This is a genomic window from Streptomyces sp. NBC_00572 (genome assembly GCF_026341815.1).
Lineage (GTDB): Bacteria > Actinomycetota > Actinomycetes > Streptomycetales > Streptomycetaceae > Streptomyces.
Genome location: NZ_JAPENX010000001.1, coordinates 484,845 through 511,233, shown reverse-complemented (window position 1 = coordinate 511,233; position 26,389 = coordinate 484,845). Strand labels below are relative to the sequence as shown.

Genomic DNA, 26,389 nt, shown 5'->3' with positions numbered 1-26,389 from the left:
TCTGAAGCAACGAACGGTTGCTGGTTTCTAGAGCTAGAACATAACTACAGAGTGTGCTTGTTCGCTCGAAACCGATAGGGTTTCGGTGGTCATAGCGTTAGGGAAACGCCCGGTTACATTCCGAACCCGGAAGCTAAGCCTTTCAGCGCCGATGGTACTGCAGGGGGGACCCTGTGGGAGAGTAGGACGCCGCCGAACAAATCTTCAGGACCCCTGGTCCCAGCGTTCACGCTGGGACCAGGGGTCCTTTTGTTTTTTGCTTGACTTTTCCGATGCGCGGCCGAGTGCCGGCTGCGCGAGAATGACTGCAGTACCCGAAGACAGGAGTCACGTCGATGTCCACCAACTCTCCCGACGACCGTCCGGAGCGCGAGCCGCGTCGCAGGGACGATGCCGGCGCCGGCGGTGACCGTGGCGGCTTCCGTGGCCCGCGCCGTGACGACAACCGCGGCGGCGACAACCGTGGGGGTGGCTTCCGTCGCGACGACAACCGTGGCGGTGACAACCGCGGCGGCGGCGGGTTCCGCCGTGACGACCGTGGTGGTGACAACCGTGGCGGTGGCGGTGGCTTCCGTCGCGATGACCGTGGTGGTGACAACCGTGGCGGTGGTGGCGGTGGCTTCCGTCGCGATGACCGTGGTGGTGACAACCGTGGCGGTGGTGGCGGTGGCTTCCGTCGCGATGACCGTGGTGGTGACAACCGTGGCGGTGGTGGCGGTGGCTTCCGTCGCGATGACCGTGGTGGTGACAACCGTGGCGGTGGTGGCGGTGGCTTCCGCCGTGACGACCGTGGTGGTGACAACCGTGGCGGTGGTGGCGGCGGTTTCCGTCGCGATGACCGTGGTGGTGACAACCGCGGTGGTGGTGGCGGTTTCCGTCGTGACGATCGTCGTGATGAGCGTCCCTCGTCGTTCCGTCGTGATGACCGGCCTTCGTTCCCGCGTGACGACCGTGGCGGCGACAACCGCGGCGGTGGCTTCCGCCGTGACGACCGTGGTGGTGACAACCGCGGTGGTGGTGGCGGTGGCTTCCGCCGTGACGACCGTGGTGGTGACAACCGCGGTGGTGGTGGCGGTGGCTTCCGCCGCGACGACAACCGTGGCGGTGACAACCGCGGCGGCGGTGGCGGCGGTTTCCGTCGCGATGACCGTGGCGGTGACAACCGCGGTGGTGGTGGCGGTTTCCGTCGTGACGATCGTCGTGATGAGCGTCCCTCGTCGTTCCGTCGTGATGACCGGCCCTCGTACCCGCAGCGTGACGACCGTGGCGGCGACAACCGCGGCGGTGGCTTCCGCCGTGACGACCGTGGTGGTGACAACCGTGGCGGTGGTGGCGGTGGCTTCCGTCGCGACGATCGCGGTGGCGACAACCGTGGCGGCGGTGGCGGTTTCCGTCGTGACGATCGGCGTGATGAGCGTCCTTCGTCGTTCCGTCGTGATGACCGTCCCTCGTACCCGCAGCGTGACGACCGTGGCGGCGACAACCGTGGCGGCGGCGGTGGCTTCCGCCGCGATGACCGTCGTGATGAGCGTCCTTCGTCGTTCCGTCGGGATGACCGTCCCTCGTACCCGCAGCGTGACGACCGTGGTGGCGACAACCGTGGCGGCGGCGGTGGCTTCCGCCGTGACGACCGTCGTGATGAGCGTCCTTCGTCGTTCCGTCGGGACGACAACCGTGGTGGCGGCGGGTTCCGTCGTGACGACCGTGGCGGCGACAGCCGTGGCGGTGGCTTCCGTCGGGACGACCGCGGGGGCGACAGCCGTGGCGGGTTCCGGGGTCGGGACGACCGCGGTGGGTCGTACGGGCGTCGTGACGACCGCGAGCGGAGCGACCGCGCGCCCATCAAGCGTCTGCCGATCCCGCCGGAGGTCACCGGTGAGGAGATCGACCCGGACGTGCGCCAGGAGCTCATGAGCCTGCCCAAGGGGCTCGCCGAGGACGTCTCGCGCAACCTCGTCATGGTCGCTCAGCTGATCGACGAGGACCCGGAGAAGGCCTACGAGTACTCGCGGGTCGCCCTGCGGCTCGCCTCCCGTGTCGCCGCCGTGCGCGAGGCCGCCGGCTTCGCCGCGTACGCGACGCAGAAGTACTCCGAGGCGCTGGCCGAGTTCCGTGCCGCCCGCCGGATGAGCGGTGGTGTCGAGCTGTGGCCCGTCATGGCCGACTGCGAGCGCGGTCTCAACCGTCCCGAGCGTGCGCTCGCGATGGCCGGTGAGCCCGAGGTGCAGAAGCTGGACAAGGCCGGGCAGGTCGAGATGCGGCTCGTGGCCGCCGGCGCCCGCCGCGACCTGGGTCAGCTCGACGCGGCCATCGTGACGCTGCAGAGCCCCGAGCTCGCTTCCAGCGCCGTTCACCCGTGGACCGCGCGACTGCGGTACGCGTACGCCGACGCGCTGCTCGCCGCCGGCCGTGAGAGCGAGGCGCGCGAGTGGTTCGCCAAGGCTCTGGAGTCCGACAAGGACGGGGCCACGGACGCCTCGGACCGGCTGGCCGAGATGGACGGTGTCGAGTTCGTCGACGCGTTCGACGAGGACGAGGACGAGGACGAGCCCGAGGCGGAGTCGGACGACATCGTCGACGTCGATGTCGATCGTGATGTCGATCTCGACGACGACGAGGACGACGACTTCGACGAGGACGACCGTGACGACAGCGTCGGCGACAAGAGCTGACTCGGTTGACATGTGAGAAGGGCGGCACCCCTGCGGGTGCCGCCCTTCTGTGTTTCCGGGTGCAGTTTCCGGCGTGCTCTCAGTCCAGCGCCAGGCTTCTCAGGACCAGGCCCGTCGCCGGCTTCGGGCCGAAGGAGGTCGACTTGCGGGGCATCGTGACGCCCTGGCGGGCGAGGTCCCGTACGACGTCCTCGCGTACCGGGTGCATGAGGACCGCCGTACCGCCGCGGCGTTCCGCCTGCTCGACCGCGGCCTTCGTGTCGTGGATGTAGGCGATGTCCTCGGGGGCGTCCGGGATGTGCCAGACGTGCTCCAGGAGGGTGGAGTGCAGGACCGTCGCGTCCAGGGTGCGCCAGGCCTCGGGGCGGTCCGTGCGGATCGTACGGTCGAGGAGGGCGGGGTCCGGGCGGTCGACGAGGTGGAAGCCGCCGTCTCCGGCCAGGAGGAAGGCGTTGCCTTCGGTCGTGGCCTCCGCGAGGGCCTCCAGGGCCGTCGCCAGGGGGCGCTCGACGCGGCGGACGCGGAACGAGCCGTCCAGGGCCGCGAGGGCGTCCGCGACCGGCAGGCGGTTGAGGAGACGGTGGATCGCTCGGACCCGCAGGGGGTAGCGGGCGGTGTCGATGAGGAGGACCAGGCCGTAGTTCCAGGGGCCCGGCGAGGGGTGTTCCTCGCGGAGGCGGAGGTAGGTGGCCCAGCGGTGGTGGCCGTCGGCGATGAGGGCCTGGTGGCGGCCGAGCTCGGCGGCGACGGCGGCCTGCTCGGCCGGGTCGGTCACCGACCAGAGGCGGTGGTGGAAGCCGTCTTCCGTGGTGGTGGCGAGCAACGGAGGGCGCTGGACCGTGCGTTCGACGACCTCGCCCGCGCCGTCGCCGTCGCCGACGTACGTGAGGAGCAGGGGCTCCAGATTGGCCGCGGTGGTCCGCATCAGGGCGGCGCGGTCCTCGACCACGTGCGGCATGACGTCCTCGTGGGGGAGGACGACCCCCTCGGCCGGGGTGGAGAGCTCCAGGGCCCCGATGATGCCGCGCTGGAGGATGCCGTCGCCGTGCTGCTCGTACACGTAGAGCGCGGGCTCCGGGTCCGGGGCGAGGACGCCGTCCGCGAGCCAGCGGTCGAGGGTGACGGCGGCCTTGCGGTGGCGGGTGCCGGCGGTGATCGCCTGCGGGAGGATCAGCCGGACGATGTTGTGCGGGTCGGCCGACTCGAGATGGAGGAGTCCGTCAGGTCGGACGACGACGTCGTAGGGGGGAGACGTCACGGCGGCGAGGCTGCCGACCCGTTCGGGGACGTATCGGAGCCCGCGGAACGGCGTCAGGCGCAGGCCCGCCGCGTCGTCGCGGACGTCATCGGCCGCGTGACCTGAGGTGTTCATCTCGTCATCGTATGTGGGCGGTGGCCATGAGCGATGATCGGGGGAGCGGGGGAATCACCCGGTGATGCGAGGAGTGTGCGGTGACGGTGCGGAACGGCCAGGGACAGCAGGGCGTCGGCAGGAATCGGCCGGGCGGCAGCGCGGTGGCGCTGAGCGAGGCGTACGACACGGCGCTGCTCGACCTGGACGGTGTCGTGTACGCGGGCGGGGAGGCGGTTCCGTACGCCGTCGAGGCGCTTGGGGTCGCCCGGGCGGGCGGGATGCACCTGGCGTACGTCACCAACAACGCGCTGCGGACGCCCGACGCGGTGGCCGGGCATCTTACGGAACTCGGGGTGCCGACCGAGGCCGGTGACGTGATCACCTCGGCGCAGGCGGTGGCCCGGCTGATCGCCGACGACGTGCCGCCCGGCTCCCGGGTGCTCGTCATCGGCGGCGAGGGACTGCGCGTGGCGCTGCGCGAGCGCGGCCTGGTGCCGGTGGACTCGGCCGAGGACGAGCCGGTGGCGGTCGTGCAGGGGTACGGCGGGCCCGAGATGCCGTGGGGGCGGTTCGCGGAGGCGAGCTACGCGGTGGCGCGGGGGCTTCCCTGGTACGCCTCGAACACCGACCTGACGATTCCCGGGGCGCGGGGGATCGGGCCGGGGAACGGGGCGGCGGTGGAGGTCGTACGGATCGCCACGGGCGGCCGTGTGGAACCGAAGGTCGCCGGGAAGCCGCTGCCGCCGATGCACCGGGAGACGGTGCTGCGGACGGGGGCGCGGCGGCCGCTGGTGGTGGGGGACCGGCTGGACACGGACATCGAGGGGGCGTTCAACGGCGGGGTGGACTCGCTGCTCGTCCTGACCGGTGTCACGGACGTGGCGCAGCTGCTGCGTGCGGTGCCGGAGCACCGGCCGACGTATGTGGACGCCGATCTGCGGGGGCTGCTCGTGGGGCAGCCGGAGGTCGTCGCGGAAGCGGACGGGAGCTTCGTGTGCGGGGGCGTGCGGGCCTGGGTGAGCGGGGGCGAGCTGGTGCTCGACGGGCCGGCGGAGGCGGCGGCCGGGGCGGTGGATCCCCTGGACGCCGTGCGGGCGCTGTGCGGGGCCGCCTGGTCGGCGGCCGACGCCGTGGGCGGCGGGGTGCCGGACGCGGGGAAGGTGCTGGCACGGCTCGGGCTCTGAAATTGGGTAGGCTAACCTAACTTCATTTGGGTTGAGGGCACGGGAGTACGGGCATGGATGGTCGGCAGCAGCGGCTGAGCGCGGAATCGGTCACCCTGGCGTACGAGCAGCGGGTCATCGCCCGCGATCTGTCCGTCGAGATCCCCGACAACTCCTTCACCGTCATCGTCGGGCCGAACGCCTGCGGCAAGTCCACCCTGCTCCGCGCCCTCTCCCGGATGCTGAAGCCCAGCGAGGGGCGCGTCCTGCTCGACGGGCAGTCGATCCACTCGCTGCCCGCCAAGAAGGTCGCCAGGACCCTCGGCCTGCTGCCCCAGACCTCCGTGGCGCCCGACGGCATCACCGTCGTCGACCTCGTCGCCCGTGGTCGCTACCCGCACCAGGGGCTGCTGCGCCAGTGGTCCCCGGAGGACGAGCGCATCACCCGGGAGTCGATGGAGGCGACCGGTGTCGCCGAACTGGCCGAGCGGTACGTCGACGAGCTGTCCGGCGGTCAGCGCCAGCGCGTCTGGATCGCCATGGCGCTCGCCCAGCAGACCCCGCTGCTGCTGCTCGACGAGCCGACGACGTACCTCGACATCCAGCACCAGATCGACGTCCTCGACCTGTGCGCCGAGCTGCACGAGACCCAGGGCCGGACGCTCGTCGCCGTGCTGCACGACCTCAACCACGCGGCCCGGTACGCGACCCATCTCATCGCCGTCCGGGACGGCGAGGTGGTCGCCGAGGGCCCGCCGTCCGAGGTCGTGACCGCCGAGCTGGTCGAGCGGGTCTTCGGGCTGCGCTGCCAGGTCATCGACGACCCCGAGACGGGGACGCCGCTGGTCGTCCCGGCCGGGCGCAAGGCCCGCGTCCCGCGACCCGCCACGGCTTCGCCGGAGCCCGTCCTGCGGAAGTGAGCCGGAGGGGTGAGTCAGTGGGCTAGAGGAGGGAGCGGAGGCGGAGCAGGTCGCGGAAGCCCGCCTCAAGTCTGACCCGGCCCGAGGCCCAGGCCTTCGCGAAGTTCAGGTCGCCGCCCACCATCGACACCAGGTCGTCGCCGGTCATCGCCAGCCGGATCTGCGCCTTGGCCGGCGGCGGGCCCGTCACCGTGGACTCGACCTCGATCCGGCCGTCCGCGAGGCGGCCCGTGAACGTGGTGTCCAGATCGGTGATGTGGCAGCTCAGGGTGCGGTCGAGCGCGGCCGCGCCGCGCACGTCGCCGTTCGCCCGCGCGAGGTTGTCCGAGAGTGTGTCGAGTGCGTCGCGGCACTCCGTGATCGTCGCCATCGCCGTCGACCGTACCCCAGGGGTTCGCGATAGCGTCGGGAGCATGAACGACGCGATGCCCGAGCCCGCGGGCGCGATGTCCGTACCGGAGTCCGTGGACGCGGCGGCTCCGGAGGCTGCCCACGAGCCCGCAGGAGCCTCGCCGCTCGGGGTCGAGCGGGAGCTCACCGGGCACCCCGGCGTCGACGTCCACCTGGCGCGTCTCGCCGAGGTGGACCACCTCCCGGCGGACGGACACCTGGAGGTGTACGAGGATGTACACCGTGGACTGCGTGCCGAGCTGACCTCGCTCGACGCGCACCCCGCCCCTCGTCCGTACGAAAACAGGAGCTGAACCGAACGTGGCAGGAGTGGCACGCCGCCGTCTCGACGCCGAGCTGGTCCGGCGCAAGCTCGCGCGCTCGCGCGAGCACGCCAGCCAGCTGATCGCCGCGGGCCGGGTGACCGTCGGCAAGACCGTCGCCACCAAGCCCGCCACCCAGGTCGAGACCGCCGCGGCCATCGTCGTCGTCCAGGACGACGACGATCCCGACTACGTCTCGCGCGGCGGCCACAAGCTCGCCGGGGCCTTCGCCGCCTTCGTCCCGCTGGGGCTGAAGGTCGAGGGCCGGCGGGCGCTGGACGCCGGAGCCTCCACCGGCGGCTTCACCGACGTGCTGCTGCGCGCCGGCGCCGCCCATGTCGTCGCCGTCGACGTCGGCTACGGGCAGCTCGCCTGGTCGCTGCAGAGCGACGAGCGGGTCACCGTGAAGGACCGTACGAACGTACGCGAGTTGACACTCGAAGCGATCGACGGAGTCCCCGTCGACCTCGTCGTCGGCGACCTCTCGTTCATTCCCCTCGGCCTCGTCCTGCCCGCCCTCGCGGCCTGCACGGCGCCCGACGCCGACCTCGTCCTCATGGTGAAGCCGCAGTTCGAGGTGGGCAAGGAGCGGCTCGGCACGGGCGGAGTCGTCCGGAGCACCGAACTCCGCGCCGACGCCGTGAAGAACGTGGCACGGCGGGCCGCCGAGCTCGGACTCGGCGTCCTGGGCGTCACCGCGAGCCCGCTGCCCGGCCCCTCCGGCAACGTCGAGTACTTTCTGTGGCTGCGGGCAGGCGCGCCCGCGCTGGATCCGGCGGATGTCGACCGCGCCGTGGCGGAAGGACCTCGTTGAGCTCAACGGCAGCAGCACCAGAGACCGCACCACGTACCGTCTTCCTGCTCGCACACACCGGCAGGCCCGCCGCCGTGCGCAGCGCCGAACTGGTCGTCCTCGGGCTGCTGCGCTGCGGCATCGGCGTCCGTGTCCTGGAGGCCGAGGCGGCGGACCTGCCGCTGCCGCCCTCCGTCGAGAGGGTGCCGGAGGCCTGCTCCGACGCGCTCGACGGCTGTGAACTCCTCGTCGTCCTCGGGGGCGACGGCACCCTGCTGCGCGGCGCCGAGTTCTCCCGCGCCTCCGGCGTCCCCATGCTCGGCGTCAACCTCGGCCGGGTCGGCTTCCTCGCGGAGGCCGAGCGCGACGACCTCGACAAGGTCGTCGACCGGGTCGTGACGAAGGCGTACGAGGTCGAGGAGCGGATGACCCTCGACGTCGTCGTGTACGAGAACGGCGACGTCCTGCACCGCGACTGGGCGCTCAACGAGGCGGCCGTGCAGAAGGTGTCCCCGGAACGGATGCTGGAGGTCGTCCTCGCGATCGACGGGCGCCCGGTGACCGGCTTCGGCTGCGACGGGGTGATCTGCGCGACACCGACCGGATCCACCGCGTACGCCTTCTCGGCGGGCGGGCCGGTCGTCTGGCCCGAGGTCGAGGCGCTGCTCATGGTCCCGATCGGGGCCCACGCCCTCTTCGCCAAGCCGCTGATCACCACCCCCGAGTCCGTGCTCGCCGTCGAGGTCGAGCCGCACACCCCGCACGGGGTCCTGTGGTGCGACGGGCGGCGGACGGTGGAACTCCCGGCGGGAGCGCGGGTCGAGGTGCGGCGGGGTGCCGTGCCGGTCCGGCTCGCCCGGCTCCACCACGCCTCCTTCACGGACCGGCTCGTCGCCAAGTTCGCCCTCCCGGTGTCGGGGTGGCGGGGCGGGGCACGCTGACGCACCTCCGCGCGGGGCGGGCCGAGGACCCTCCGTACGGGGCGGCCGCGGGGGCGTACCTCCGGCTCCCGGGGCACGGAACGATCGGCGCGCCGGAGAGTTACGCCCGGGGGTGATGTCGCATCGCACCAGGGAAACCTCGTATGGTCTGGGGCGTGCTGGAGGAGATGCGGATACGGTCGCTCGGGGTCATCGACGACGCGGTGGTCGAGCTGTCGCCCGGCTTCACCGCGGTGACCGGTGAGACCGGTGCGGGCAAGACCATGGTGGTGACCAGCCTGGGCCTGCTGCTCGGTGGACGGGCCGACCCGGCCCTCGTGCGGATCGGCGCGGCCTCGGCCGTCGTCGAGGGACGGATCAGCGTGCCCGCGGGCGCGCCCGCCGCCCTGCGCGCCGAGGAGGCCGGGGCGGAGCTGGAGGACGGGGTGCTGCTCGTCAGCCGCACCGTCTCCGCCGAGGGACGCTCGCGGGCCCACCTGGGCGGGCGCTCCGTGCCCGTGGGGCTGCTCGCCGAACTCGCCGACGAACTCGTCGCCGTACACGGCCAGACCGACCAGCAGGGGCTGCTCAAGCCCGCCCGGCAGCGCGGGGCGCTCGACCGGTACGCGGGCGAGGCCGTCTCCGCACCGCTCGCCGTCTACGCCGAGGCGTACCGGCGGCTGCGCGCCGTCACCGGCGAACTGGACGAGATCACCACGCGGGCCCGTGAGCGGGCCCAGGAGGCGGATCTGCTGCGGTTCGGGCTCGGTGAGATCGAGGCCGTCTCCCCGCGCGCCGGGGAGGACACCGAACTCGCCGCCGAGGCGGAGCGGCTCGGGCACGCCGAGGCCCTCGCCTCCGCGGCCGCGCTCGCGCACGCCGCGCTCGCGGGCGTTCCCGAGGACCCCGAGTCCGTCGACGCCACGACCCTCGTCGCGGGTGCCGGCCGGGCCCTGGAGGCCGTACGGTCGCACGACCCGGCGCTCGCCGCACTCGCCGACCGGATGGGGGAGATCTCCATCCTCCTCGGCGACGTGGCCACCGAACTCGCCGGATACGCCGACGACCTCGACGCCGACCCGCTGCGGCTCGCCGCCGTCGAGGAGCGGCGGGCGGCGCTCACGCAGCTGACGCGGAAGTACGGCGCCGACATCGCGGCGGTCCTCGCCTGGGCGGAGGAGAGCGCGAACCGGCTCGGCGAGCTGGACGGCGACGACGACCGCGTCGAGGAACTCACCGCCGAGCGGGACCGGCTGCGCGACGACCTGTCGGTGCTCGCCCAGCGGCTCACCGACGCCCGTACGGAGGCCGCCGACCGGTTCGCCGACGCGGTCACCGCCGAACTCGCCTCGCTCGCCATGCCCCACGCGCGGGTGTCCTTCGACATCCGGCAGACCGAGGACCCCGACGGCGTCGAGGTCGACGGCCGCCGGGTCGCCTACAGCCCCTCCGGGGCCGACGAGGTCGAACTGCTGCTCGCCCCGCACCCCGGGGCCCCGCCGCGGCCGATCGCCAAGGGCGCGTCGGGCGGTGAGCTGTCCCGGGTGATGCTCGCGGTGGAGGTCGTGTTCGCCGGGGTCGACCCGGTGCCGACGTATCTGTTCGACGAGGTCGACGCGGGTGTCGGCGGCAAGGCGGCGGTCGAGATCGGCCGGCGGCTCGCCAAACTCGCCAAGACCGCGCAGGTCGTGGTCGTCACACACCTGCCGCAGGTCGCGGCCTTCGCCGACCGGCAGCTGCTCGTCGAGAAGACCAACGACGGCTCGGTGACGCGGTCCGGCGTCACGGTCCTGGAGGGCGAGGAGCGGGTACGGGAGCTGTCCCGGATGCTCGCAGGCCAGGAGGACTCCGAGACGGCCAGGGCGCACGCCGAGGAGCTGCTCGCGACGGCTCGGGCGGACGGCTGACCCCGAGCGGTCGACGGCTGACCCTCAGCGGTCAGGGAGCGGGCAGGCGTGCCGCCGCTCCCTGACCGGGCTGTTCCGCCGCTTCGCGTAGTCGATCCGCCCTCTGCCGCCCGTTGTGGGCGCTCGCCGAGCAGGGCCTGGCGGAGGGGCCTGACAGCGTGGCTAGGCTGGGGCCATGATCGGGACAGCGGGCAGGATCGCCTCATTCGCCCTTGCCGCGGGGGTCACCCGGGTCGCTTACGAGGGGCTTCGGCGACGTGTGGCCGAGGGGCGGGGGGCGCCGGCCGGCCACGGGGAACCGGATGACGGGCCCTGGACGCGGGTCAACTACGCGGGACGGGCCGTCGATCTGTACGCCGGGCCCGCGGTGGCCGTCGGGGCCGCCGTCGGCACGGGGAGCGGGCCGGCGGCGTTCGCCGTGCTGGCCGCCGGGGCGTGCGGGGCGTACGACGATGTGAAGGGTGACCATCGGCGGGGCTTCCGGGCGCATCTCGCGGCGCTGCGGGGCGGCGAGGTGACCAGTGGGGCCGTCAAGCTGCTCGGGATCGGTGCGGCCTCGCTCGTGACCGGGGCGCTGCTCAAGGAGCGGGCCGTCGACAAGGTCCTCGCCGGAGTCGTCATCGCCGGAACCGCCCATCTCGTCAATCTGGTGGACGTACGGCCCGGGCGCGCGGGGCTGACCGTTCTCGCGCTCGGCGCTCCCGGGTTGCTGCGCGGCTCGCTCGCCGCAGCCCCGATGGGGGCCGTCACGGCCGTCCTCGGGGACGACCTCGGTGAGCGCACCATGCTCGGCGACACCGGTGCGCACGCGCTCGGCGCAGCCGTCGGCAGTGGGATCGCCGTCGGGAACGGGCGGATCGGACTCGCCGTCCATGCGGCCGGGTTGGTTGCCGCCGCGGCGTGGGCGGAGTGGAACGGGGGTCTCGGGGGCGCGTCCTCGGGAACTGGGGCAGCGTCGGCCGGGGCAGAGGGAGCGGCGGCCGGGTCCGGGGGAGTGTCGGCGGGGTCCGGGGGAGCAGAGGCGTGACCTGGGGGAGCAGAGGCGTGACCTCGGGGAGTGCGAGGTGTCCTCGCGCGCTCACCCGAGTGGGTGAACCCGAGGGGTGAGACACGGAGCCGTACGCCTTCCGTACAGGGGAACGACGCCACTTCGGTGCCGGAACGTGCGTACGGTCGGGGGCACGGGCTGGCATCCTTGGGCGCGTGACACAGCTCCGTACGGTCCAAGTGCTGGGCGGCGGCAGCGCGGGCAGCAGCGCTCACGTCCGATCACTTGCCTCGGGGCTGGTGGCCAGGGGCGTGCGGGTGACCGTGTGCGCCCCGGCCGAACTCGACCACGTCTACGACTACCTGGGCGCCGGTGCGCACTTCGTGCCGCTGCCGTGCCTCGGCGACCCCGCGGCGGTCGCCGCGCTCCGTAACGCCTGCATCGGCGCGGACGTGGTCCACGCGCACGGGTTGCAGGCGTCGGTGCGGGCCGCGCTCGCGCTGTCCGGCGGAGAGCGTGGGGGCCGGGCTCCGCTCGTGACGACCTGGGACAGCCGGAACCATGTCCACGGGGCGCGGGGCGGGGTGCTGCGGCTTCTGGAGCGAAGGACCGTGCGGGCCGCGACCGTTGTCCTCGCCACGTCCTCCGAACTCGTCGACCGGGCCCGGCGGCGCGGAGCCCGGGACGCCCGGCTCGCACCCGTCACCGTGCCGGCCGCGCGGGGGCCCGTATGCCTCCACGACGGCAAGGCGCGGGCCGAACTGGGCGCCGTCGGCCGGCCGTTGCTGATGGCCGTCGGGGCGCTTGAGCGCGGGCGGGGGTACCGGACCCTGCTCGACGCGGCGCGGGAATGGCGGGAGCTCGATCCGCAGCCGCTGCTCGTGATCGCGGGGGAGGGGCGCGAACGGGCCGCCCTCCAGCGGCGGATCGTGGCGGAAGGGCTGCCGGTGCGGCTGATCGGGCGGCGCGAGGACGTCGCGGAACTGCTCGCGGCGGCGGATGTCGCGGTGCTGCCGTCGCGGTGGGAGGCGCGGTCCCTGCTCGCCCAGGAGGCGCTGCGGCTCGGGGTGCCGCTCGTCGCCACCGCGGTGGGCGGAGTTCCGGAACTCGTGGGTGAAGCGGCGGAGTTGGTGCCGTACGGGGATTCGGCGGCGCTCGCCGGGGCGGTGCGGGGGCTGCTGGAGGACGTGGAGCGGCGGATGGATCTGGCGGCGGCGGGGCGGGTGCAGGCGGGGTCCTGGCCTACGGAGGACGAGACGGTGGCGCACGTTCTGAGCGTGTACGACGAGTTGGTGGGGCGGTAGGGAGCGCTACGGCGTCTCTTGCCGGGCCCGGGGCTATGGCGTGTGGCGGCGGGCTCTCAGGGCCAGGGAGAGGGCCAGGACCGTTTGGGGGTCGTCCAGGTCCGTGCCCAGGAGTTCGGAGATGCGGGCCAGGCGGTTGTAGAGCGTCTGGCGGTTCAGGTGGAGTTCCCGGGCCGTCTCCGCCTTGCGGCCCGCGTGCGCCAGGTACGTCTCCAGGGTCGGGAGGAGCGGGGGACGGGACGTGCGGTCGTGGTCCCGCAGCGGGCCGATCGCACGGTCCACGAACGCCGCCAGGACCGTGTCCCCGTGGAAGTGCAGCCGCCACAGCAACAGGTCGATGTCGAGGCGCCGGGCGTCGTACCAGGGCAGCTCCGAGAGGCCCTGCGCGGCCGTCGCCGTCTCCGCCGCGTGCCGCAGGCCCGCCGAGGCCGCGGCCCAGCTGCCCGCGACGCCCACCACGACCACCGGCGGGTGCACCCCGGCGCGTTCGAGGCCCGCCCGCTCCACGCCCGCGCGCAGGGCCGCCGCGACCCGGTCCGCGACCGCCGTGCGTTCCGATTCCGAGCGCAGGCCCAGGAGGAGGGGGACACGGCCTTCCACCGGGCGGACGCCCAGGAGGACCGGGACCCCGACCGAGGCGAGCTCCTCCAGGACCGCGCGGGCGAGCAGAGCCCAGTTCCCCGACGGGGAGAGCTCCGAGGCCAGGCGCATCACCACCGGCAGGAGCGGGCCGTCGCCCGGTTTGAAGCCGAGGACCCGGGCCTGTGCCGGGGCGTCCTCGGCCGTGATCCGGCCCTCCGCCAGGTCCGTCAGGAAGTCGCCCCGGCCCCGCGCGGCCAGCTCCTCCTCCTGGCGCGCCTGCATGAGGACGACTGCGAGGAGACCCGCCGCGCGCTCGGCCGCCATCCGGTGGACGGGGGAGAGGGCGCCGGAGACCGACAGGAGGACGAGACGGGCCCGTACCGATGACGTACCGGGGCCGCCGCCGGGCACGTCGACCAGGACCGTGCCGGTGGGCGGGCCCGATTCGCGGGCCGCCCGCTGGCCGCGCAGCCCGTCCCAGACCTGGAGCGGGTCGGCGGGCGCGGACTCGGTGCCCGCCGCGTACAGCAGCTGTCCGTCGGCGGTCTCCAGGAAGACGGGGTTGGCGGCGAAGTCCGAGAGGATGCGCAGGACCTGCGGGACCCCGCCACCGCCGAGCAGTGCCTCCGTGCACTGCCGGTGGACCTCCTCGGCCTGCCGGAGGAGCGCGTAGTGGCCGTTGACGATCTCGGTGTGGATCTCCTCCGTGACGGCCACGAAGGGGACCTCGCGGTGCAGCTGCACCAAGGGCAGACCGGCGGCCCGCGCGGTCTCCACTATCGTCGCCGGGAGGCGGGCGAAACGCGGTCCGAGTTCCACCACGAGCGCCGCGATGCCCCGGTCGGCGAGCCGTCGTACGAAGGCGCGCTGCTCGGCCGGCCGGGTGCCGAGCCCGAGGCCCGTGGTCAGCAGCAGCTCACCGCCCTTGAGCAGCGACGCGATGTTCGGCACCTCGCCCGCGTGCACCCAGCGCACCGTGCGGTGCAGCCGGTCCGCGCCGGCCACGACCTCCGGGAGCCCGCTGCGCAGGCCCGGGAGTTCGAGCGCCCGCTGCACGGTGATCCCGCCCTGATTGTCCATGGGGCCGGACGCTACCCGCGTCCGCGTTACGGCGACATCACCCCACGGTCACGGGACCGGACAGTTCGCACGCATGGGCGACAACTCGTCGCCCCGCGGCGGGAATTGCGCTACCGCATGTCGATTGTGGCCTACGTCACTCGCGAGGATGCTCTCGCGCCATGGCAGAGAACCCCATCCCAGAGGTCCACCGGCTCAAGGCGAACTCGGTCGGGCTCGTCGGCGTCGTCTTCATGGCCGTCGCCACCGCGGCCCCGATCACCGCGATGACCGGCAACCTCCCCATCGCCGTCGGCTTCGGCAACGGCACCGGCGCACCCGCCGGCTATCTCTTCGCGACGCTCGTCCTGACCGTCTTCTCGGTCGGATACGTCGCCATGGCCAAGCGGATCACCGCCGCCGGCGCCTTCTACGGCTACATCTCGCACGGCCTCGGCCGGATCGCCGGCATGGCCTCCGGGATGCTCGCCGTCCTCGCGTACATCGTCTTCGAGGCCTCGATCGTCGGTGTCTTCGCGTACTTCGCCAAGACGACCGTCGCGGATCAGCTCGGCGTGGACCTGCCGTGGATCCTGTACGCGGCCGTCATGCTGTCCGTCACCGCCGCCCTCTCGTACTTCGACATCAACCTGACCGCCAAGGCGCTCGGGGTGATGCTCATCGCCGAGATCGCGGTCCTCTTCGCGGTCGCCACCGCCGTCCTGATCGCCGGCGGCGGCCCCGATGGCATCCCCGTCGAACCGATCGACCCCAGGAACGCCTTCACCGGCACCTCCGCCGGCCTCGGTCTCTTCTTCGCCTTCTGGTCCTGGGTGGGCTTCGAGTCGACCGCGATGTACGGCGAGGAGTCCCGCGACCCCAAACGGGTCATCCCGCGCGCCACGCTGATCTCCGTCATCGGCGTCGGCCTCTTCTACATCTACGTGTCGTGGATGACGATCGCGGGCAACGGCCTCGCCGGATCGGTGAAGCTGTCCGCCTCCGCCTCGCCCCTCGACCTGTTCTTCTCGCCCACCGAGAGTTTCATCGGCGCCTGGGCCGTCGACGCCTTCCAGTGGCTGCTGCTCACCGGCTCCTTCGCCTGCGGGATGGCCTTCCACCAGTGCGCCTCGCGCTATCTGTACGCCATCGGGCGTGAGGGCTTCCTCCACCCGGCGCTCGGCCGGACGCACGCGAAGCACGGCTCGCCGTACATCGCCTCGTACGTGCAGAGCGCGATCGCCGTCGCCCTCGTCGGCGGCTTCTGGCTCACCGGCCAGGACCCTTACATCCACCTCTACACCCTGCTCGCGATCCTCGGCACGATGGCGATCCTCATCGTCCAGACCCTCTGCTCCTTCGCCGTCATCGGCTACTTCCGCAAGAACCACCCCGAGGACCGGCACTGGTTCAGGACCCTCACCGCCCCGCTCCTCGGCGGTGTCGGCATGATCGCCGTCGTCGTCCTGCTGGTCGTCAACATGGAGACCGCCGCCGGTCTCGCCGCCGACTCGCTCTTCTTCAAGGCGATCCCCTGGATCGTCGGCGCGGTCTTCTTCGGCGGCCTCGGCGTCGGCCTCTACCTCAAGGCCAAGCGGCCCGAACGCTACGAGATCATCGGCCGGATCGTCCTGGAGGACGCCGCCGAGCGCCCCGCCGAAGAGACAGCGGCCCCCGCCCCCGCCGCCGTCCCGCAGAGCTGAGCTGAATCCCCTTCTCTCCTCCAGGAGCGCCCCATGGCACGCACCAACCCGATGCACCTCCTGAAGAAACTGGCCGCCGACCACGCCGACGCGCGGCGGCTGAACCTCCCCGTCGACGAGCTCCGCGGCATGAGAGCCGACGCCCTCGGGCGCCGCTCCCTCCTCACGTACGCCGCCGCTGCCGGTGTCGCCGTCGTCGGGGCCGGGGCCGCCGGTCTGGGCGGGGCCGTGCCCGCGCGCGCCGCCACCCCGGACCCGCCGGTCAAGAGCACCGCCCGGGTCGCCGTCGTCGGCGCCGGGATCTCCGGCCTCACCGCCGCCCTCACCCTCCAGGACGCCGGCCTCACCCCGGTGCTCTACGAGGCGAACCCCACCCGGGTCGGCGGCCGCATGTGGACCCAGCGCGCCCACTGGGCGTACGGGCAGACCTCCGAGATCGGCGGCGAGCTGATCGACACCAGCCACAAGAAGATCCTGGAGCTCTGCCGCCGCTTCGACCTCCCTGTGGAGGACTTCCTCGGCGGCGGGCCCAACGGAGCGGAGGAGGTCCTCTGGTTCAACGGCGCGTACTACCCCCGTGCCCAGGCCGACGAGGACTTCAAGGCGGTCTACCAGCTGCTGCGCCGGGACCTCTCGGACGCGGGGGAGGTCTTCTGGAACCAGACCACCCCCACGGGCACCGCACTCGACAACATGTCGATCCACGAGTGGATCGAGACCCGGGTCCCCGGTGGGCACTCCTCGCCCCTCGGCCGCTTCATCGACGTCGCCTACAACGTCGAGTACGGGGCGGACACCACCGAGCAGTCCTCGCTCGCCCTGGTGCTGCTCATGGGCTACCAGACCAATCCCGGCAACTTCAACATCTGGGGCCTGTCCAACGAGCGGTACCACATCGTCGGCGGCAACGACCGGCTCCCGAACGCCGTCGCCGGGGCGCTCGCCCCGGGCACCCTGCGCCCGGGCTGGTCGCTGACCGCCGTACGCGCCAACGCCGACGGCACCCAGACGCTGACCTTCGCCGAGGCCGGTGCCACCAGGACCGTCACCGCCGACCACACGATCCTCTGCCTCCCGCTGCCGGTCCTCAAGGAGATCGACCTGTCCCAGGCCGCGTTCGACCCGCTCATGAGGAACCTGCTGCGGGACGCCCGGATGGGTCACTGCACCAAGCTCAACATGCAGTTCGGCACCCGCCCCTGGCGTGGCACCGGCGCCTGGCCGGGCGTCTCGGCCGGTGACTGCTTCACCGACACCGAGGTCCAGCAGACCTGGGAGACCACCAAGATCCAGGGCGGGACCGGCGGCATCCTCCTCCAGTACGGCGGCGGCGGCCTCGCCAGGTCGCTGACGCCCGCCGGGCCCTTCTCCACCGAGTCCGACCCGTACGTACGGAACCTCGTCACCCGCCACCTCGCGGGCATCGACGCCTTCTTCCCCGGCACCTCCCGGGCGTACACGGGCCGCGCCCAGCTCTCCGCCTGGCACCGGAACCCGTACTCGCTGGGCGCGTACTCCTGCTGGCCGGTCGGCTATCTCCACCGGTACGCCGGGTACGAGGGGACCGCCCAGGGCAATGTCCACATCGGCGGCGAGCACTGTTCGTACGACTTCCAGGGCTTCATGGAAGGCGGGGCCACGGAGGGCGAGCGCGCCGCCCGGGAGGTGATCGACGCGCTGCGATGAGCCGGCTCATCCGGCCGGGACGATGTTCTGGTTGAACCGGAACACGTTGTCGGGGTCGTACGTGGCCTTCACGGCGGCGAGCCGCCGATAGTTCTCCTCGCCGAACGAGGAGACGATCCGCTGCTCGCCCTCGGCGCCGACGAAGTTCAGGTACGTCGCGTCGAGCGCCCACGGCCGTACGTCGGCCCGCACGTCGCGCACCCACTGCTTCGCCTGCTCGTCGTACGCCGGGTCCTCCCAGGTCGCGAACGGGTGCACCGCCCAGGGAGCGGTGCGCCACGGCTGTGGATAGCGGGAGGGCCCGGCGGCCACGGCCCCGCCCATCATGAACAGCACGTGCTGGGTGGCGGTGGACGCCGGGATCCGCGCGCCGCGGTCGCAGAAGGTGTCCACGGCCTCGTCGGGGAAGTCGCGCAGGTACTCGGCCGACCAGTAGTTCCGCAGTCCGGGCGGGTCGTCGAGCATGGACTGCAGCTCCGTGTACGGGATGTCCGTGACGATCTCGATCACGGGGCTCAGGGCGAACAGCGGCGCCGCGAGCTCCCTCAGCTCCTCGACCGGACCGGCGTTCGTGAGGACCGTCCCGCAGACCAGCTTGCCGACCAGGTCCTCCGGGACGAACGGCTCGGGCGGTGCGGGCAGGTAGATCGCCCCGCCGCCCACCTCGTCCGGGGCGGTGCCGGCGATGTCCCGGAAGGCGCGGATCACCTCGGGCGCGTTGTCGGGCAGGAAGAACAGCATCACGACGCTCATCCGCGGCAGCTCGTACAGCCGCAGCGTCAGCGAGGTCGCCACCCCGAAGTTGCCGCCGCCGCCGTGCAGCGCCCAGAACAGCTCCGGGTTCTCCTCCGCGTCCGTGTGGACGTGCTTGCCCTCGGCCGTGATCAGGTCGGCGGCCAGCAGGTTGTCGCTGGCGAGACCGAACTTCCGCTCCAGCCAGCCTGATCCGCCGCCCAGCGTGAAGCCGCCGATCCCGGTGGTGGACACCCGTCCGCCGGTGGTCGCCACGTGGAACGGCTGGCAGGCGTGGTCCATCTGCCCCATCGTCGCCCCGCCCTCGACCCGTACCGTCATGTCCTCCGGGTCCACGACGACCGCGTGCATCCGGCGCAGGTCGACGACGATCGAGCCGTCGATCACGGAGGTCCCGGCGACGCTGTGGCCGCCGCCCCGCACCGCGATCGGGAGTTCGCACGCGCGCCCGAAGAGGATCGCGTTGGACACGTCCGCCTGGCTCGCGCACTGGGCGATCACCGAGGGACGGTGGTCGATCATGCCGTTGTGAAGGGCACGGGCTTCGTCGTAGCCCGGATCACCCGGGACGATCACCTCGCCCGCGAGGTCCTCGACCAGCCCTGACAGGGCGCTTTCCGAGATGTGGGGGCCCATGGGAGCCCCCCTTTCACGAGGGGGGACAGGGACCCCTTCATCGTAGGTCCGGGGCCTGTCCCGCGCGTGCCGGGCGGCGTTCCTCAGCCGCCGTACGCCCCGCTCGCCGTCAGGCGCAGTGCCGTGTCGATCAGTGGCACGTGGCTGAAGGCCTGCGGGAAGTTGCCGACCTGCCGCTGGAGCCTCGGGTCCCACTCCTCGGCGAGCAGCCCCAGGTCGTTGCGGAGCGCGAGCAGCCGCTCGAAGAGCGAGCGCGCCTCGTCCACCCGGCCGATCATCGCCAGGTCGTCGGCCAGCCAGAACGAGCACGCCAGGAACGCGCCCTCGTCGCCCTCCAGACCGTCGACCCCGGCCTCCTCGCCGGAGGTGGGGTAGCGCAGCACGAATCCGTCCTCCGTGGACAGCTCGCGCTGGATCGCCTCGATGGTGCCGATGACCCGCTTGTCGTCCGGCGGCAGGAAGCCCATCTGCGGGATCAGCAGCAGCGAGGCGTCCAGCTCCTTGGAGCCGTACGACTGCGTGAAGGTGTTCCGCTCGGGGTCGTAGCCCTTCTCGCAGACGTCCCGGTGGATCTCGTCGCGCAGCGCGTGCCAGCGCTCCAGCGGGCCGTCGGCGTCCCCGGACTCGATGAGCTTGATCGTGCGGTCGACGGCCACCCAGGCCATCACCTTGGAGTGCACGAAGTGGCGGCGCGGGCCGCGGACCTCCCAGATGCCCTCGTCCGGCTGGTCCCAGTGCTTCTCCAGGTAGTTGATCAGCTTGATCTGGAGGAGCGAGGCGTAGTCGTTGCGGGACAGGCCCGTCATGTGCGCGAGGTGGAGGGCCTCGGTGACCTCGCCGTAGACGTCGAGCTGGAGCTGGTTGGCGGCGCCGTTGCCGACCCGGACCGGGCCGGAGTTCTCGTACCCCGGGAGCCAGTCGAGCTCCGCCTCGCCGAGCTCCCGCTCGCCGGCGATGCCGTACATGATCTGGAGGTTCTCCGGGTCGCCGGCGACCGCGCGGAGCAGCCAGTCCCGCCAGGCTCGGGCCTCCTCGCGGTAGCCGGTGCGCAGCATCGAGGACAGGGTGATCGCCGCGTCGCGCAGCCAGGTGTAGCGGTAGTCCCAGTTGCGGACGCCGCCGATCTCCTCGGGCAGCGAGGTGGTCGGCGCGGCCACGATCCCGCCGGTCGGCGCGTACGTCAGCGCCTTCAGGGTGATCAGGGAACGGATCACGGCCTCCCGGTAGGGGCCGTGATACGTGCAGTGTTCGACCCATTCGCGCCAGAAGTCGGCGGTCGCCTCCAGGGAGCCCTCGGGGTCCGGAAGGGCCGGCGGCTCCTTGTGGGAGGGCTGCCAGGAGAGCGTGAAGGTGATCCGGTCCCCGGGGTTCACGGTGAAGTCGGAGTACGTGGTGAGGTCCTTGCCGTGCGTCTCGGCGTCGGTGTCCAGCCACACCGAGTCGGGTCCCGCGACGGCGACCGTGCGCTCCCCGACCTTGTGGACCCACGGCACGATCCGGCCGTAGCTGAACCGCATGCGCAGCGAGGAACGCATCCGGACCCGGCCGGAGACGCCCTCCACGATCCGGATCAGCTGCGGGGCGCCGTCGCGCGGCGGCATGAAGTCGGTCACCCGGACCGTGCCGCGGTCGGTGTCCCACTCGGATTCCAGGATGAGCGAGTCGCCCTTGTAGCGGCGCCGGTCGGCCGGGGCCGGTTCGGCGTCGGCGGGCCCGGCGGGGCCCACCCGCCAGAACCCGTGCTCCTCGGTGCCCAGCAGTCCGGCGAAGATCGCGTGGGAGTCGAATCGGGGGAGACACAGCCAGTCGACGCTGCCGTCCCGGCAGACCAGGGCGGCGGTCTGCATGTCTCCGATGAGTGCGTAATCCTCGATGCGCCCGGCCACGTGCTTCACTCCAGTCGAACGGCCACGTCCGCCCCGCGGGGCGCTTGCTCAGATGCGCCGGCTGGGTGTCAGCCGGGTCTGCGTGTGTCAACGGTCAAGGGTCTTCGACGAGCACTTGGTCCGGGTGACGGGCGGGATGGTGCCGCTGGCCGGCCGGCTCGGCGGGCAATGTCCGAGCAGGATACGTCGCACCCTAGTGACCCGGTGATCACGCCGGTAACGGTGTTGCTCCGATCGGGTGAACGGGTCCTGTTCGTCGGTGGAAGTCCGTCCATCGTCGGTGAAAGGTCCGTCTTTCGCAGGTGGGAGCTCCTCCCTTCGCCCGGCGCGAGGCCGGTCCGCCGCTGGTGGGCCGTGGATCCGCCCGCTCTGCGGGGCCGTCCCGCCGTCCTGTGAGGCCGTCCTCCCGTCCTGCGGGGCCCGTCCTCCCGTCCGGTGGGAGGGGGCCGGTCCCTGTCCGGTCGGAGGTCGGTCCGCCGCCCGGTGGGAGCTCGGTCCGCCCGCATGTCGCCGTCCGTGTACACCCGACTGCCGCGTGTGGCCGGAAGCGGTCTCCCGATGTCGCTGATACCCTGGTACCCCGTGGACCGGTGGGAAACGGCGACAGCCGAGGACCCCGAAACCGCAGCGACGGCACCCCCCGATTCTTCCGGAGGGGACGCCGGTACGCACCTCCAAACGCGACCACGGGAGCCCCCTCTTGGCGATGCCGCCCAAAACCACGACGACCAAGCACATCTTCGTCACCGGGGGTGTCGCCTCCAGCCTCGGCAAGGGCCTGACCGCCTCCAGCCTGGGTGCGCTCCTCAAGGCCCGGGGCCTGCGGGTCACGATGCAGAAGCTCGACCCGTACCTCAACGTCGACCCGGGCACGATGAACCCCTTCCAGCACGGTGAGGTGTTCGTCACCAACGACGGCGCCGAGACCGACCTGGACATCGGTCACTACGAGCGCTTCCTCGACGTCGACCTCGACGGCTCGGCCAACGTCACCACCGGCCAGGTCTACTCGCAGGTCATCGCCAAGGAGCGGCGCGGCGAGTACCTCGGTGACACCGTGCAGGTCATCCCGCACATCACCAACGAGATCAAGTCCCGGATCCGCCGCATGGCGACCGACGACGTCGACGTCGTCATCACCGAGGTCGGCGGCACGGTCGGCGACATCGAGTCCCTGCCGTTCCTGGAGACCGTCCGCCAGGTCCGCCACGAGGTCGGCCGCGACAACGTCTTCGTCGTGCACATCTCGCTGCTGCCCTACATCGGCCCCTCCGGCGAGCTGAAGACCAAGCCGACCCAGCACTCCGTCGCCGCCCTGCGCAACATCGGCATCCAGCCCGACGCGATCGTGCTGCGCGCCGACCGTGAGGTCCCCACCTCCATCAAGCGCAAGATCTCGCTGATGTGCGACGTCGACGAGGCCGCGGTCGTCGCCGCGATCGACGCCAAGTCGATCTACGACATCCCCAAGGTGCTCCACACCGAGGGCCTGGACGCCTACGTCGTCCGCAAGCTCGACCTGCCGTTCCGCGATGTGGACTGGTCCACCTGGGACGACCTGCTCGACCGCGTCCACAACCCCGACCACGAGGTCACCGTCGCGCTCGTCGGCAAGTACATCGACCTGCCCGACGCGTACCTCTCGGTCACCGAGGCCATGCGGGCCGGCGGCTTCGCCAACAAGGCGCGCGTCAAGGTCAAGTGGGTCACGTCCGACGACTGCAAGACCCCGGCCGGGGCCAAGAAGCAGCTCGGCGACGTCGACGCGATCCTCATCCCCGGTGGCTTCGGCGACCGCGGTGTGAGCGGCAAGGTCGGCGCGATCCAGTACGCCCGCGAGAACAAGGTGCCGCTGCTCGGCATCTGCCTCGGTCTGCAGTGCATCGTCATCGAGGCCGCCCGGAACCTCGCCGACATCCCCGAGGCCAACTCCACCGAGTTCGACCCGGCCACCGCGCACCCCGTCGTCTCGACGATGGAGGAGCAGCTGGCGTTCGTCGAGGGCGCCGGCGACCTTGGCGGAACGATGCGCCTGGGCCTGTACCCGGCGAAGCTCGCCGAGGGCTCGATCGTCCGTGAGGTCTACGACGACCAGCCGTACGTCGACGAGCGCCACCGTCACCGCTACGAGGTCAACAACGCCTACCGCGGTGAGCTGGAGAAGAAGGCCGGCCTGGTCTTCTCCGGCACCTCCCCGGACAACAAGCTCGTCGAGTACGTCGAGTACCCGCGCGAGATCCACCCCTACCTGGTCGCCACCCAGGCGCACCCGGAGCTGCGTTCGCGTCCGACGCGTCCGCACCCGCTCTTCGCGGGCCTGGTGAAGGCCGCCGTCGAGCGCAAGACGGGCAAGCCGGCGAAGTAGTCGCCGCGCGTTAACGTTGCCGGGGTACGGGTCCTGACGGACCCGTACCCCGGTTTTCGTATGTGGGAGGACAGCTCATGGAGTTGCAGGACACCCCGGAGGAGTGGCGGGTCGTCGAGACGACGACCCCTTTCCAGGGAAACAAGACGAGTGTCCGCACGGACGACGTGGTCATGCCGGACGGCACGGTCGCGCGCCGCGACTACCAGGTCCACCCCGGCTCGGTGGCCGTCCTGGCCCTCGACGACCAGGACCGGGTCCTGTTGCTCAAGCAGTACCGGCACCCGGTGCGGCAGAAGCTCTGGGAGATCCCGGCGGGACTCCTCGACGTGCCCGGCGAGAACCCGCTGCACGCCGCCCAGCGCGAGCTGTACGAGGAGGCGCACGTCAAGGCCGAGGACTGGCGGGTCCTGACCGACGTCTACACCACCCCGGGCGGCTGCGACGAGGCCGTACGGATCTTCCTGGCGCGCGGTCTCTCGGAGGCGGAGGGGGAGCGCTTCGAGGTCTCCGAGGAGGAGGCAGACATGGAGCTCGCGCGGGTTCCGCTGGCGGATCTGGTGCGAGGGGTGCTTGCGGGGGAGCTGCACAACAACTGCCTGGTGGTGGGGGTGCTGTCGCTCGCCGCGGTGCGCGGGGGCGAGGGGCTGGAGTCGCTCCGTCCGGCGACCGCGCCCTGGCCGGCCCGCCCCTTCGAGGCGTAGGCCGCGCCTGCGGTGTTGTGGGCCCGCGCCTCCCCTGGTGCCCACCCGTCCCGCCCCGCGGGGCGATTGCCCACCCGGGGGCGGGTGGCCGGTCTGACGATCGGCTGATCCGATCGGGGGAACTGTCCGCCCTGCTCCGCAAGGTGCGGTGCATGCCCTGAACTACGCTCGGAATCGCCCGTGCGGAGACCCCCGCGGGATCGGCTCGTGCGCAGGTGGACGGGAGCGTGGCCCGTGACGGATCAGGCGGTGGCGGCGGCCGGCAGCCGGCAGTTCTTCGGCCGGCAGCGGGAGTTGAAGGCCCTGCGCGCCGACATCGAGCGGACCGGCCTCGACACCCTCACCGGCCGCAAGGCGCCCCGGGCCCGTGTCCTGCTCATCGCCGGGAAGCCCGGCTCCGGACGTACCGCGCTCGCCGAGGAACTGGCCGCCGGACTCGCCGACCGGTACCCCGACGGGATCTTCCGGGCCCGGCTCACCGAGCCCGGCGGCGACCCCGTCCCCACCGCCCGCGTCGCCCAGGAACTCCTCGCCGCGCTCGGGGTCGCCGAGCCCCCCGGCGCCGCCGAGGACGAGCTGACCGAGCTGGTCCGCGCGGCGCTCGGCGAGCGCCGGGCCGTCCTGGTCCTCGACGACGCCGTCGATGCCGAGCACGCCGATCCGCTCATCCCCGACAACCCCGAATCCCTGGTGGTCGGCGTCGCCCGCGGGCCGCTCACCGGTATCCCCGACGTGCGGCCCTGCACCCTCGGCGGGCTCGACCCCAAGTCGGCCATCGAGCTGCTCACCGCCTTCACCGGCTCCGTACGCATCACCGTCGATCCGCAGGCCGCCGAGAGTCTGGTGGAGGAGTGCGGCGGGCTGCCCGCCGCGGTCGTTCTCGCCGGTGGCTGGCTTTCCACCCAGCCCAAGGCCTCCGTCGCCGACCTCGCCAAGCGGCTCCGCGCGCTCAGCGGCGACCCGCTCACCCGCGCCTTCCTGCTCGCCCATGAGGCGCTGCCGGCGACGGCCGCCCGGATACTGCGATTCCTGGTGCTCGCCCCGCTGGGCCGGGCCGACGCCCACACCGCCTCCGCCCTGGCCGGCTGCTCGGTCTCGGCCGCGGCGACCACCCTCGCCGACTTCGCCGCCCTGGGGCTCGTCTCGGCCGGGGAGGACGGGCAGTACGAGGTTCCCGGCCATCTCGTCCCCCTCCTTCGCGCTCAGCTGGAGGAGCGCGACCGGCCCGCCGAGGTGCAGCTCGCGCGGGCCCGGATGCTGGAGCGGACCGTACGGCTCCTCCAGTCCTGCCGTGCGGTCACCGAATCCGAGGGCTCGCCGGCCCGTAGGAAACTGGCCGGTCTGCCGCGCGCCCTGCGCTTCCCCAACGCCGCCGCCGGCGCCGTCTGGCTGCGCTCCCGGCAGTCCTTCCTGCTGGCCTCAGCCCGGCTCGCCGTCGCCGACGGGGAGCTCGACACGCTGGCCCGCCGGCTGGTCGCCTCCCTGGTCAGGGCGCTCGCCGCGCACCGGGGTGCCGAGGCCGCCGCGCCCGAGCTGTACGGGCTGCACCAGCTGGTCCTGGACGTGGCCGAGCGGCGCGGACTGCACCGGGAGCGAGCCGCCGCCCTGCTGAATCTGGCCGATCTCGATGCCCGCACCGGCAGGACGAAAGACGCTCTGCTGCGATATCGGTCGGCTCTGGATGCCGGACGCGCAGCAAATGACCCGTACGCGACCGGTCGCGCGATGGAATCCGTAGGTGGCTCCTATCAGGAGCTGGGGGACTGGCAGCGGGCCGGCGACTGGTACGGGCGGGCGCTCGCCCAGCGCCTCGCCCGGGACGAGCGCGCCGATCAGGCCAGGCTGTACGCCCGCCTCGGCGCCGTACAGACCTACGCGGGCCGGTACGGCGAGGCGTTGCGGAACTGGCGCGCCGCCGCGTCCGGCTACCGACGGCTCGACGATCTCCCGGGCTACGCGCGGGCGTTGAGCGAGGCCGCCCGGGTCCAGGAGTACGCGGGACGGCCCGAGGAGTCCCTGCGGACCTGCGAGGAGGCGGTGGAGTGGGCCCGGCGGGCCCAGGACACCCGGCTCCAGGCCGCGCTCCAGCTGAGGCTCGCCGACACCCTCGACCGGCTCGGCGACCCCGCCGCGGCCCGGCTGCACCGGTCTGCGGCCGAGAGACTGCTGGAAACGGAACGATCAGCCTACGAAATCCGCAGTGGGTCCGTCGAAGATTAGTACTTTGAAAGGCTAGACAGCGGGAACTCCTTCATTAGACTGGGTGCGCCGCGTTCGAACG

Annotated in this window: 19 protein-coding genes, 1 rRNA gene and 1 pseudogene; 16 read left to right on the top strand and 5 right to left on the bottom strand. The window is 72.3% G+C overall.

The window, feature by feature from the left end; translation table 11 throughout:
• The first annotated feature begins 81 nt into the window (after positions 1-81).
• The 3 genes and pseudogenes from rrf to OG514_RS02370 all read left to right on the top strand — a co-directional run bounded on the left by rrf (position 82) and on the right by OG514_RS02370 (position 2,672).
• Positions 82-198 (top strand): 5S ribosomal RNA (gene rrf, locus OG514_RS02380).
• 137 nt (positions 199-335) lie between these two features.
• Positions 336-1,568 (top strand): annotated as a pseudogene (locus OG514_RS39315) (hypothetical protein); the annotation flags it as partial.
• A gap of 282 nt (positions 1,569-1,850) precedes the next feature.
• Positions 1,851-2,672: a tetratricopeptide repeat protein gene (locus OG514_RS02370; protein WP_266900725.1), complete on the top strand. Its 822-nt coding sequence runs from the start codon at positions 1,851-1,853 to the stop codon at positions 2,670-2,672.
• Between the two features lie 79 nt (positions 2,673-2,751).
• On the opposite strand, the gene OG514_RS02365 is transcribed toward OG514_RS02370, so the two are convergent.
• Positions 2,752-4,044, bottom strand: coding sequence for a DUF1015 domain-containing protein (locus tag OG514_RS02365; protein ID WP_266890307.1), 1,293 nt, complete (start codon positions 4,042-4,044; stop codon positions 2,752-2,754).
• 86 nt (positions 4,045-4,130) lie between these two features.
• Between OG514_RS02365 and OG514_RS02360 the strand changes: the two genes are divergently transcribed.
• Together OG514_RS02360 and OG514_RS02355 are read left to right on the top strand one after the other, a co-directional pair.
• Positions 4,131-5,210 (top strand): HAD hydrolase-like protein, encoded by a 1,080-nt coding sequence (locus tag OG514_RS02360; RefSeq protein ID WP_266900724.1) that lies wholly within the window; start codon positions 4,131-4,133, stop codon positions 5,208-5,210.
• A 53-nt stretch (positions 5,211-5,263) separates the two neighbouring features.
• Complete coding sequence (locus tag OG514_RS02355; protein WP_266890305.1) at positions 5,264-6,109, top strand: ABC transporter ATP-binding protein; 846 nt, start codon at positions 5,264-5,266, stop codon at positions 6,107-6,109.
• A gap of 22 nt (positions 6,110-6,131) precedes the next feature.
• Here OG514_RS02355 and OG514_RS02350 read toward each other — a convergent pair whose 3' ends face one another.
• Positions 6,132-6,479, bottom strand: coding sequence for an SCP2 sterol-binding domain-containing protein (locus OG514_RS02350; protein ID WP_266890303.1), 348 nt, complete (start codon positions 6,477-6,479; stop codon positions 6,132-6,134).
• 76 nt (positions 6,480-6,555) lie between these two features.
• On the opposite strand from OG514_RS02350, the gene OG514_RS02345 reads away from it, so the two are divergent.
• The 6 genes from OG514_RS02345 to OG514_RS02320 all read left to right on the top strand — a co-directional run bounded on the left by OG514_RS02345 (position 6,556) and on the right by OG514_RS02320 (position 12,734).
• Entirely contained in the window at positions 6,556-6,813 is a 258-nt protein-coding gene (locus tag OG514_RS02345) for a hypothetical protein (RefSeq protein ID WP_266900723.1), read from the top strand.
• 7 nt (positions 6,814-6,820) lie between these two features.
• Entirely contained in the window at positions 6,821-7,636 is an 816-nt protein-coding gene (locus OG514_RS02340) for a TlyA family RNA methyltransferase (RefSeq protein ID WP_266890301.1), read from the top strand.
• Positions 7,633-8,556 carry an NAD kinase gene (locus OG514_RS02335; protein ID WP_266890299.1) on the top strand — a complete coding sequence of 308 codons (924 nt, stop codon included), beginning with the start codon at positions 7,633-7,635 and terminating at the stop codon, positions 8,554-8,556. Before OG514_RS02340 ends, OG514_RS02335 begins: the two co-directional genes overlap by 4 nt.
• Before the next feature lie 143 nt (positions 8,557-8,699).
• Positions 8,700-10,442 carry a DNA repair protein RecN gene (gene recN / locus OG514_RS02330; protein ID WP_266890297.1) on the top strand — a complete coding sequence of 581 codons (1,743 nt, stop codon included), beginning with the start codon at positions 8,700-8,702 and terminating at the stop codon, positions 10,440-10,442.
• Between the two features lie 175 nt (positions 10,443-10,617).
• Entirely contained in the window at positions 10,618-11,469 is an 852-nt protein-coding gene (locus OG514_RS02325; protein ID WP_266890295.1) for a hypothetical protein, read from the top strand.
• A 176-nt stretch (positions 11,470-11,645) separates the two neighbouring features.
• Positions 11,646-12,734 (top strand): glycosyltransferase family 4 protein, encoded by a 1,089-nt coding sequence (locus OG514_RS02320; protein ID WP_266890293.1) that lies wholly within the window; start codon positions 11,646-11,648, stop codon positions 12,732-12,734.
• A 33-nt stretch (positions 12,735-12,767) separates the two neighbouring features.
• Here the strand turns inward: OG514_RS02320 and OG514_RS02315 are convergent, their stop codons facing one another.
• On the bottom strand, positions 12,768-14,396 hold the full coding sequence (locus OG514_RS02315; protein ID WP_266890291.1) for a PucR family transcriptional regulator: 1,629 nt from the start codon (positions 14,394-14,396) through the stop codon (positions 12,768-12,770).
• 161 nt (positions 14,397-14,557) lie between these two features.
• On the opposite strand from OG514_RS02315, the gene OG514_RS02310 reads away from it, so the two are divergent.
• Positions 14,558-16,078 carry an APC family permease gene (locus tag OG514_RS02310; protein ID WP_266890289.1) on the top strand — a complete coding sequence of 507 codons (1,521 nt, stop codon included), beginning with the start codon at positions 14,558-14,560 and terminating at the stop codon, positions 16,076-16,078.
• A 33-nt stretch (positions 16,079-16,111) separates the two neighbouring features.
• Positions 16,112-17,764: a flavin monoamine oxidase family protein gene (locus OG514_RS02305; protein WP_266890287.1), complete on the top strand. Its 1,653-nt coding sequence runs from the start codon at positions 16,112-16,114 to the stop codon at positions 17,762-17,764.
• Between the two features lie 6 nt (positions 17,765-17,770).
• On the opposite strand, the gene OG514_RS02300 is transcribed toward OG514_RS02305, so the two are convergent.
• The gene (locus OG514_RS02300; RefSeq protein ID WP_266890285.1) at positions 17,771-19,153 is read right to left on the bottom strand and encodes an FAD-binding oxidoreductase; all 1,383 of its coding nucleotides are present in this window, start codon (positions 19,151-19,153) and stop codon (positions 17,771-17,773) included.
• Between the two features lie 83 nt (positions 19,154-19,236).
• Entirely contained in the window at positions 19,237-21,039 is a 1,803-nt protein-coding gene (locus OG514_RS02295) for a glycoside hydrolase family 15 protein (protein WP_266890283.1), read from the bottom strand.
• A 706-nt stretch (positions 21,040-21,745) separates the two neighbouring features.
• Here OG514_RS02295 and OG514_RS02290 point away from each other — a divergent pair.
• From OG514_RS02290 to OG514_RS02280, 3 genes are all read left to right on the top strand, one after another.
• Entirely contained in the window at positions 21,746-23,404 is a 1,659-nt protein-coding gene (locus tag OG514_RS02290) for a CTP synthase (RefSeq protein WP_266890281.1), read from the top strand.
• 77 nt (positions 23,405-23,481) lie between these two features.
• On the top strand, positions 23,482-24,108 hold the full coding sequence (locus OG514_RS02285; RefSeq protein ID WP_266890279.1) for an NUDIX hydrolase: 627 nt from the start codon (positions 23,482-23,484) through the stop codon (positions 24,106-24,108).
• Between the two features lie 234 nt (positions 24,109-24,342).
• On the top strand, positions 24,343-26,328 hold the full coding sequence (locus OG514_RS02280) for a tetratricopeptide repeat protein (RefSeq protein WP_266890277.1): 1,986 nt from the start codon (positions 24,343-24,345) through the stop codon (positions 26,326-26,328).
• Positions 26,329-26,389: the final 61 nt, after the last annotated feature.

Bases quoted from the DNA above. Each gene is read 5' to 3' on its own strand.
- OG514_RS02365 (WP_266890307.1), bottom strand. From the start codon at position 4,044: ATGAACACCTCAGGTCACGCGGCCGATGACGTCCGCGACGACGCGGCG.
- OG514_RS02355 (WP_266890305.1), top strand. From the start codon at position 5,264: ATGGATGGTCGGCAGCAGCGGCTGAGCGCGGAATCGGTCACCCTGGCG.
- OG514_RS02350 (WP_266890303.1), bottom strand. From the start codon at position 6,479: ATGGCGACGATCACGGAGTGCCGCGACGCACTCGACACACTCTCGGAC.
- OG514_RS02345 (WP_266900723.1), top strand. From the start codon at position 6,556: ATGTCCGTACCGGAGTCCGTGGACGCGGCGGCTCCGGAGGCTGCCCAC.
- recN (WP_266890297.1), top strand. From the start codon at position 8,700: ATGGTCTGGGGCGTGCTGGAGGAGATGCGGATACGGTCGCTCGGGGTC.
- OG514_RS02325 (WP_266890295.1), top strand. From the start codon at position 10,618: ATGATCGGGACAGCGGGCAGGATCGCCTCATTCGCCCTTGCCGCGGGG.
- OG514_RS02315 (WP_266890291.1), bottom strand. From the start codon at position 14,396: ATGGACAATCAGGGCGGGATCACCGTGCAGCGGGCGCTCGAACTCCCG.
- OG514_RS02310 (WP_266890289.1), top strand. From the start codon at position 14,558: ATGGCAGAGAACCCCATCCCAGAGGTCCACCGGCTCAAGGCGAACTCG.
- OG514_RS02305 (WP_266890287.1), top strand. From the start codon at position 16,112: ATGGCACGCACCAACCCGATGCACCTCCTGAAGAAACTGGCCGCCGAC.
- OG514_RS02300 (WP_266890285.1), bottom strand. From the start codon at position 19,153: ATGGGCCCCCACATCTCGGAAAGCGCCCTGTCAGGGCTGGTCGAGGAC.
- OG514_RS02290 (WP_266890281.1), top strand. From the start codon at position 21,746: ATGCCGCCCAAAACCACGACGACCAAGCACATCTTCGTCACCGGGGGT.
- OG514_RS02285 (WP_266890279.1), top strand. From the start codon at position 23,482: ATGGAGTTGCAGGACACCCCGGAGGAGTGGCGGGTCGTCGAGACGACG.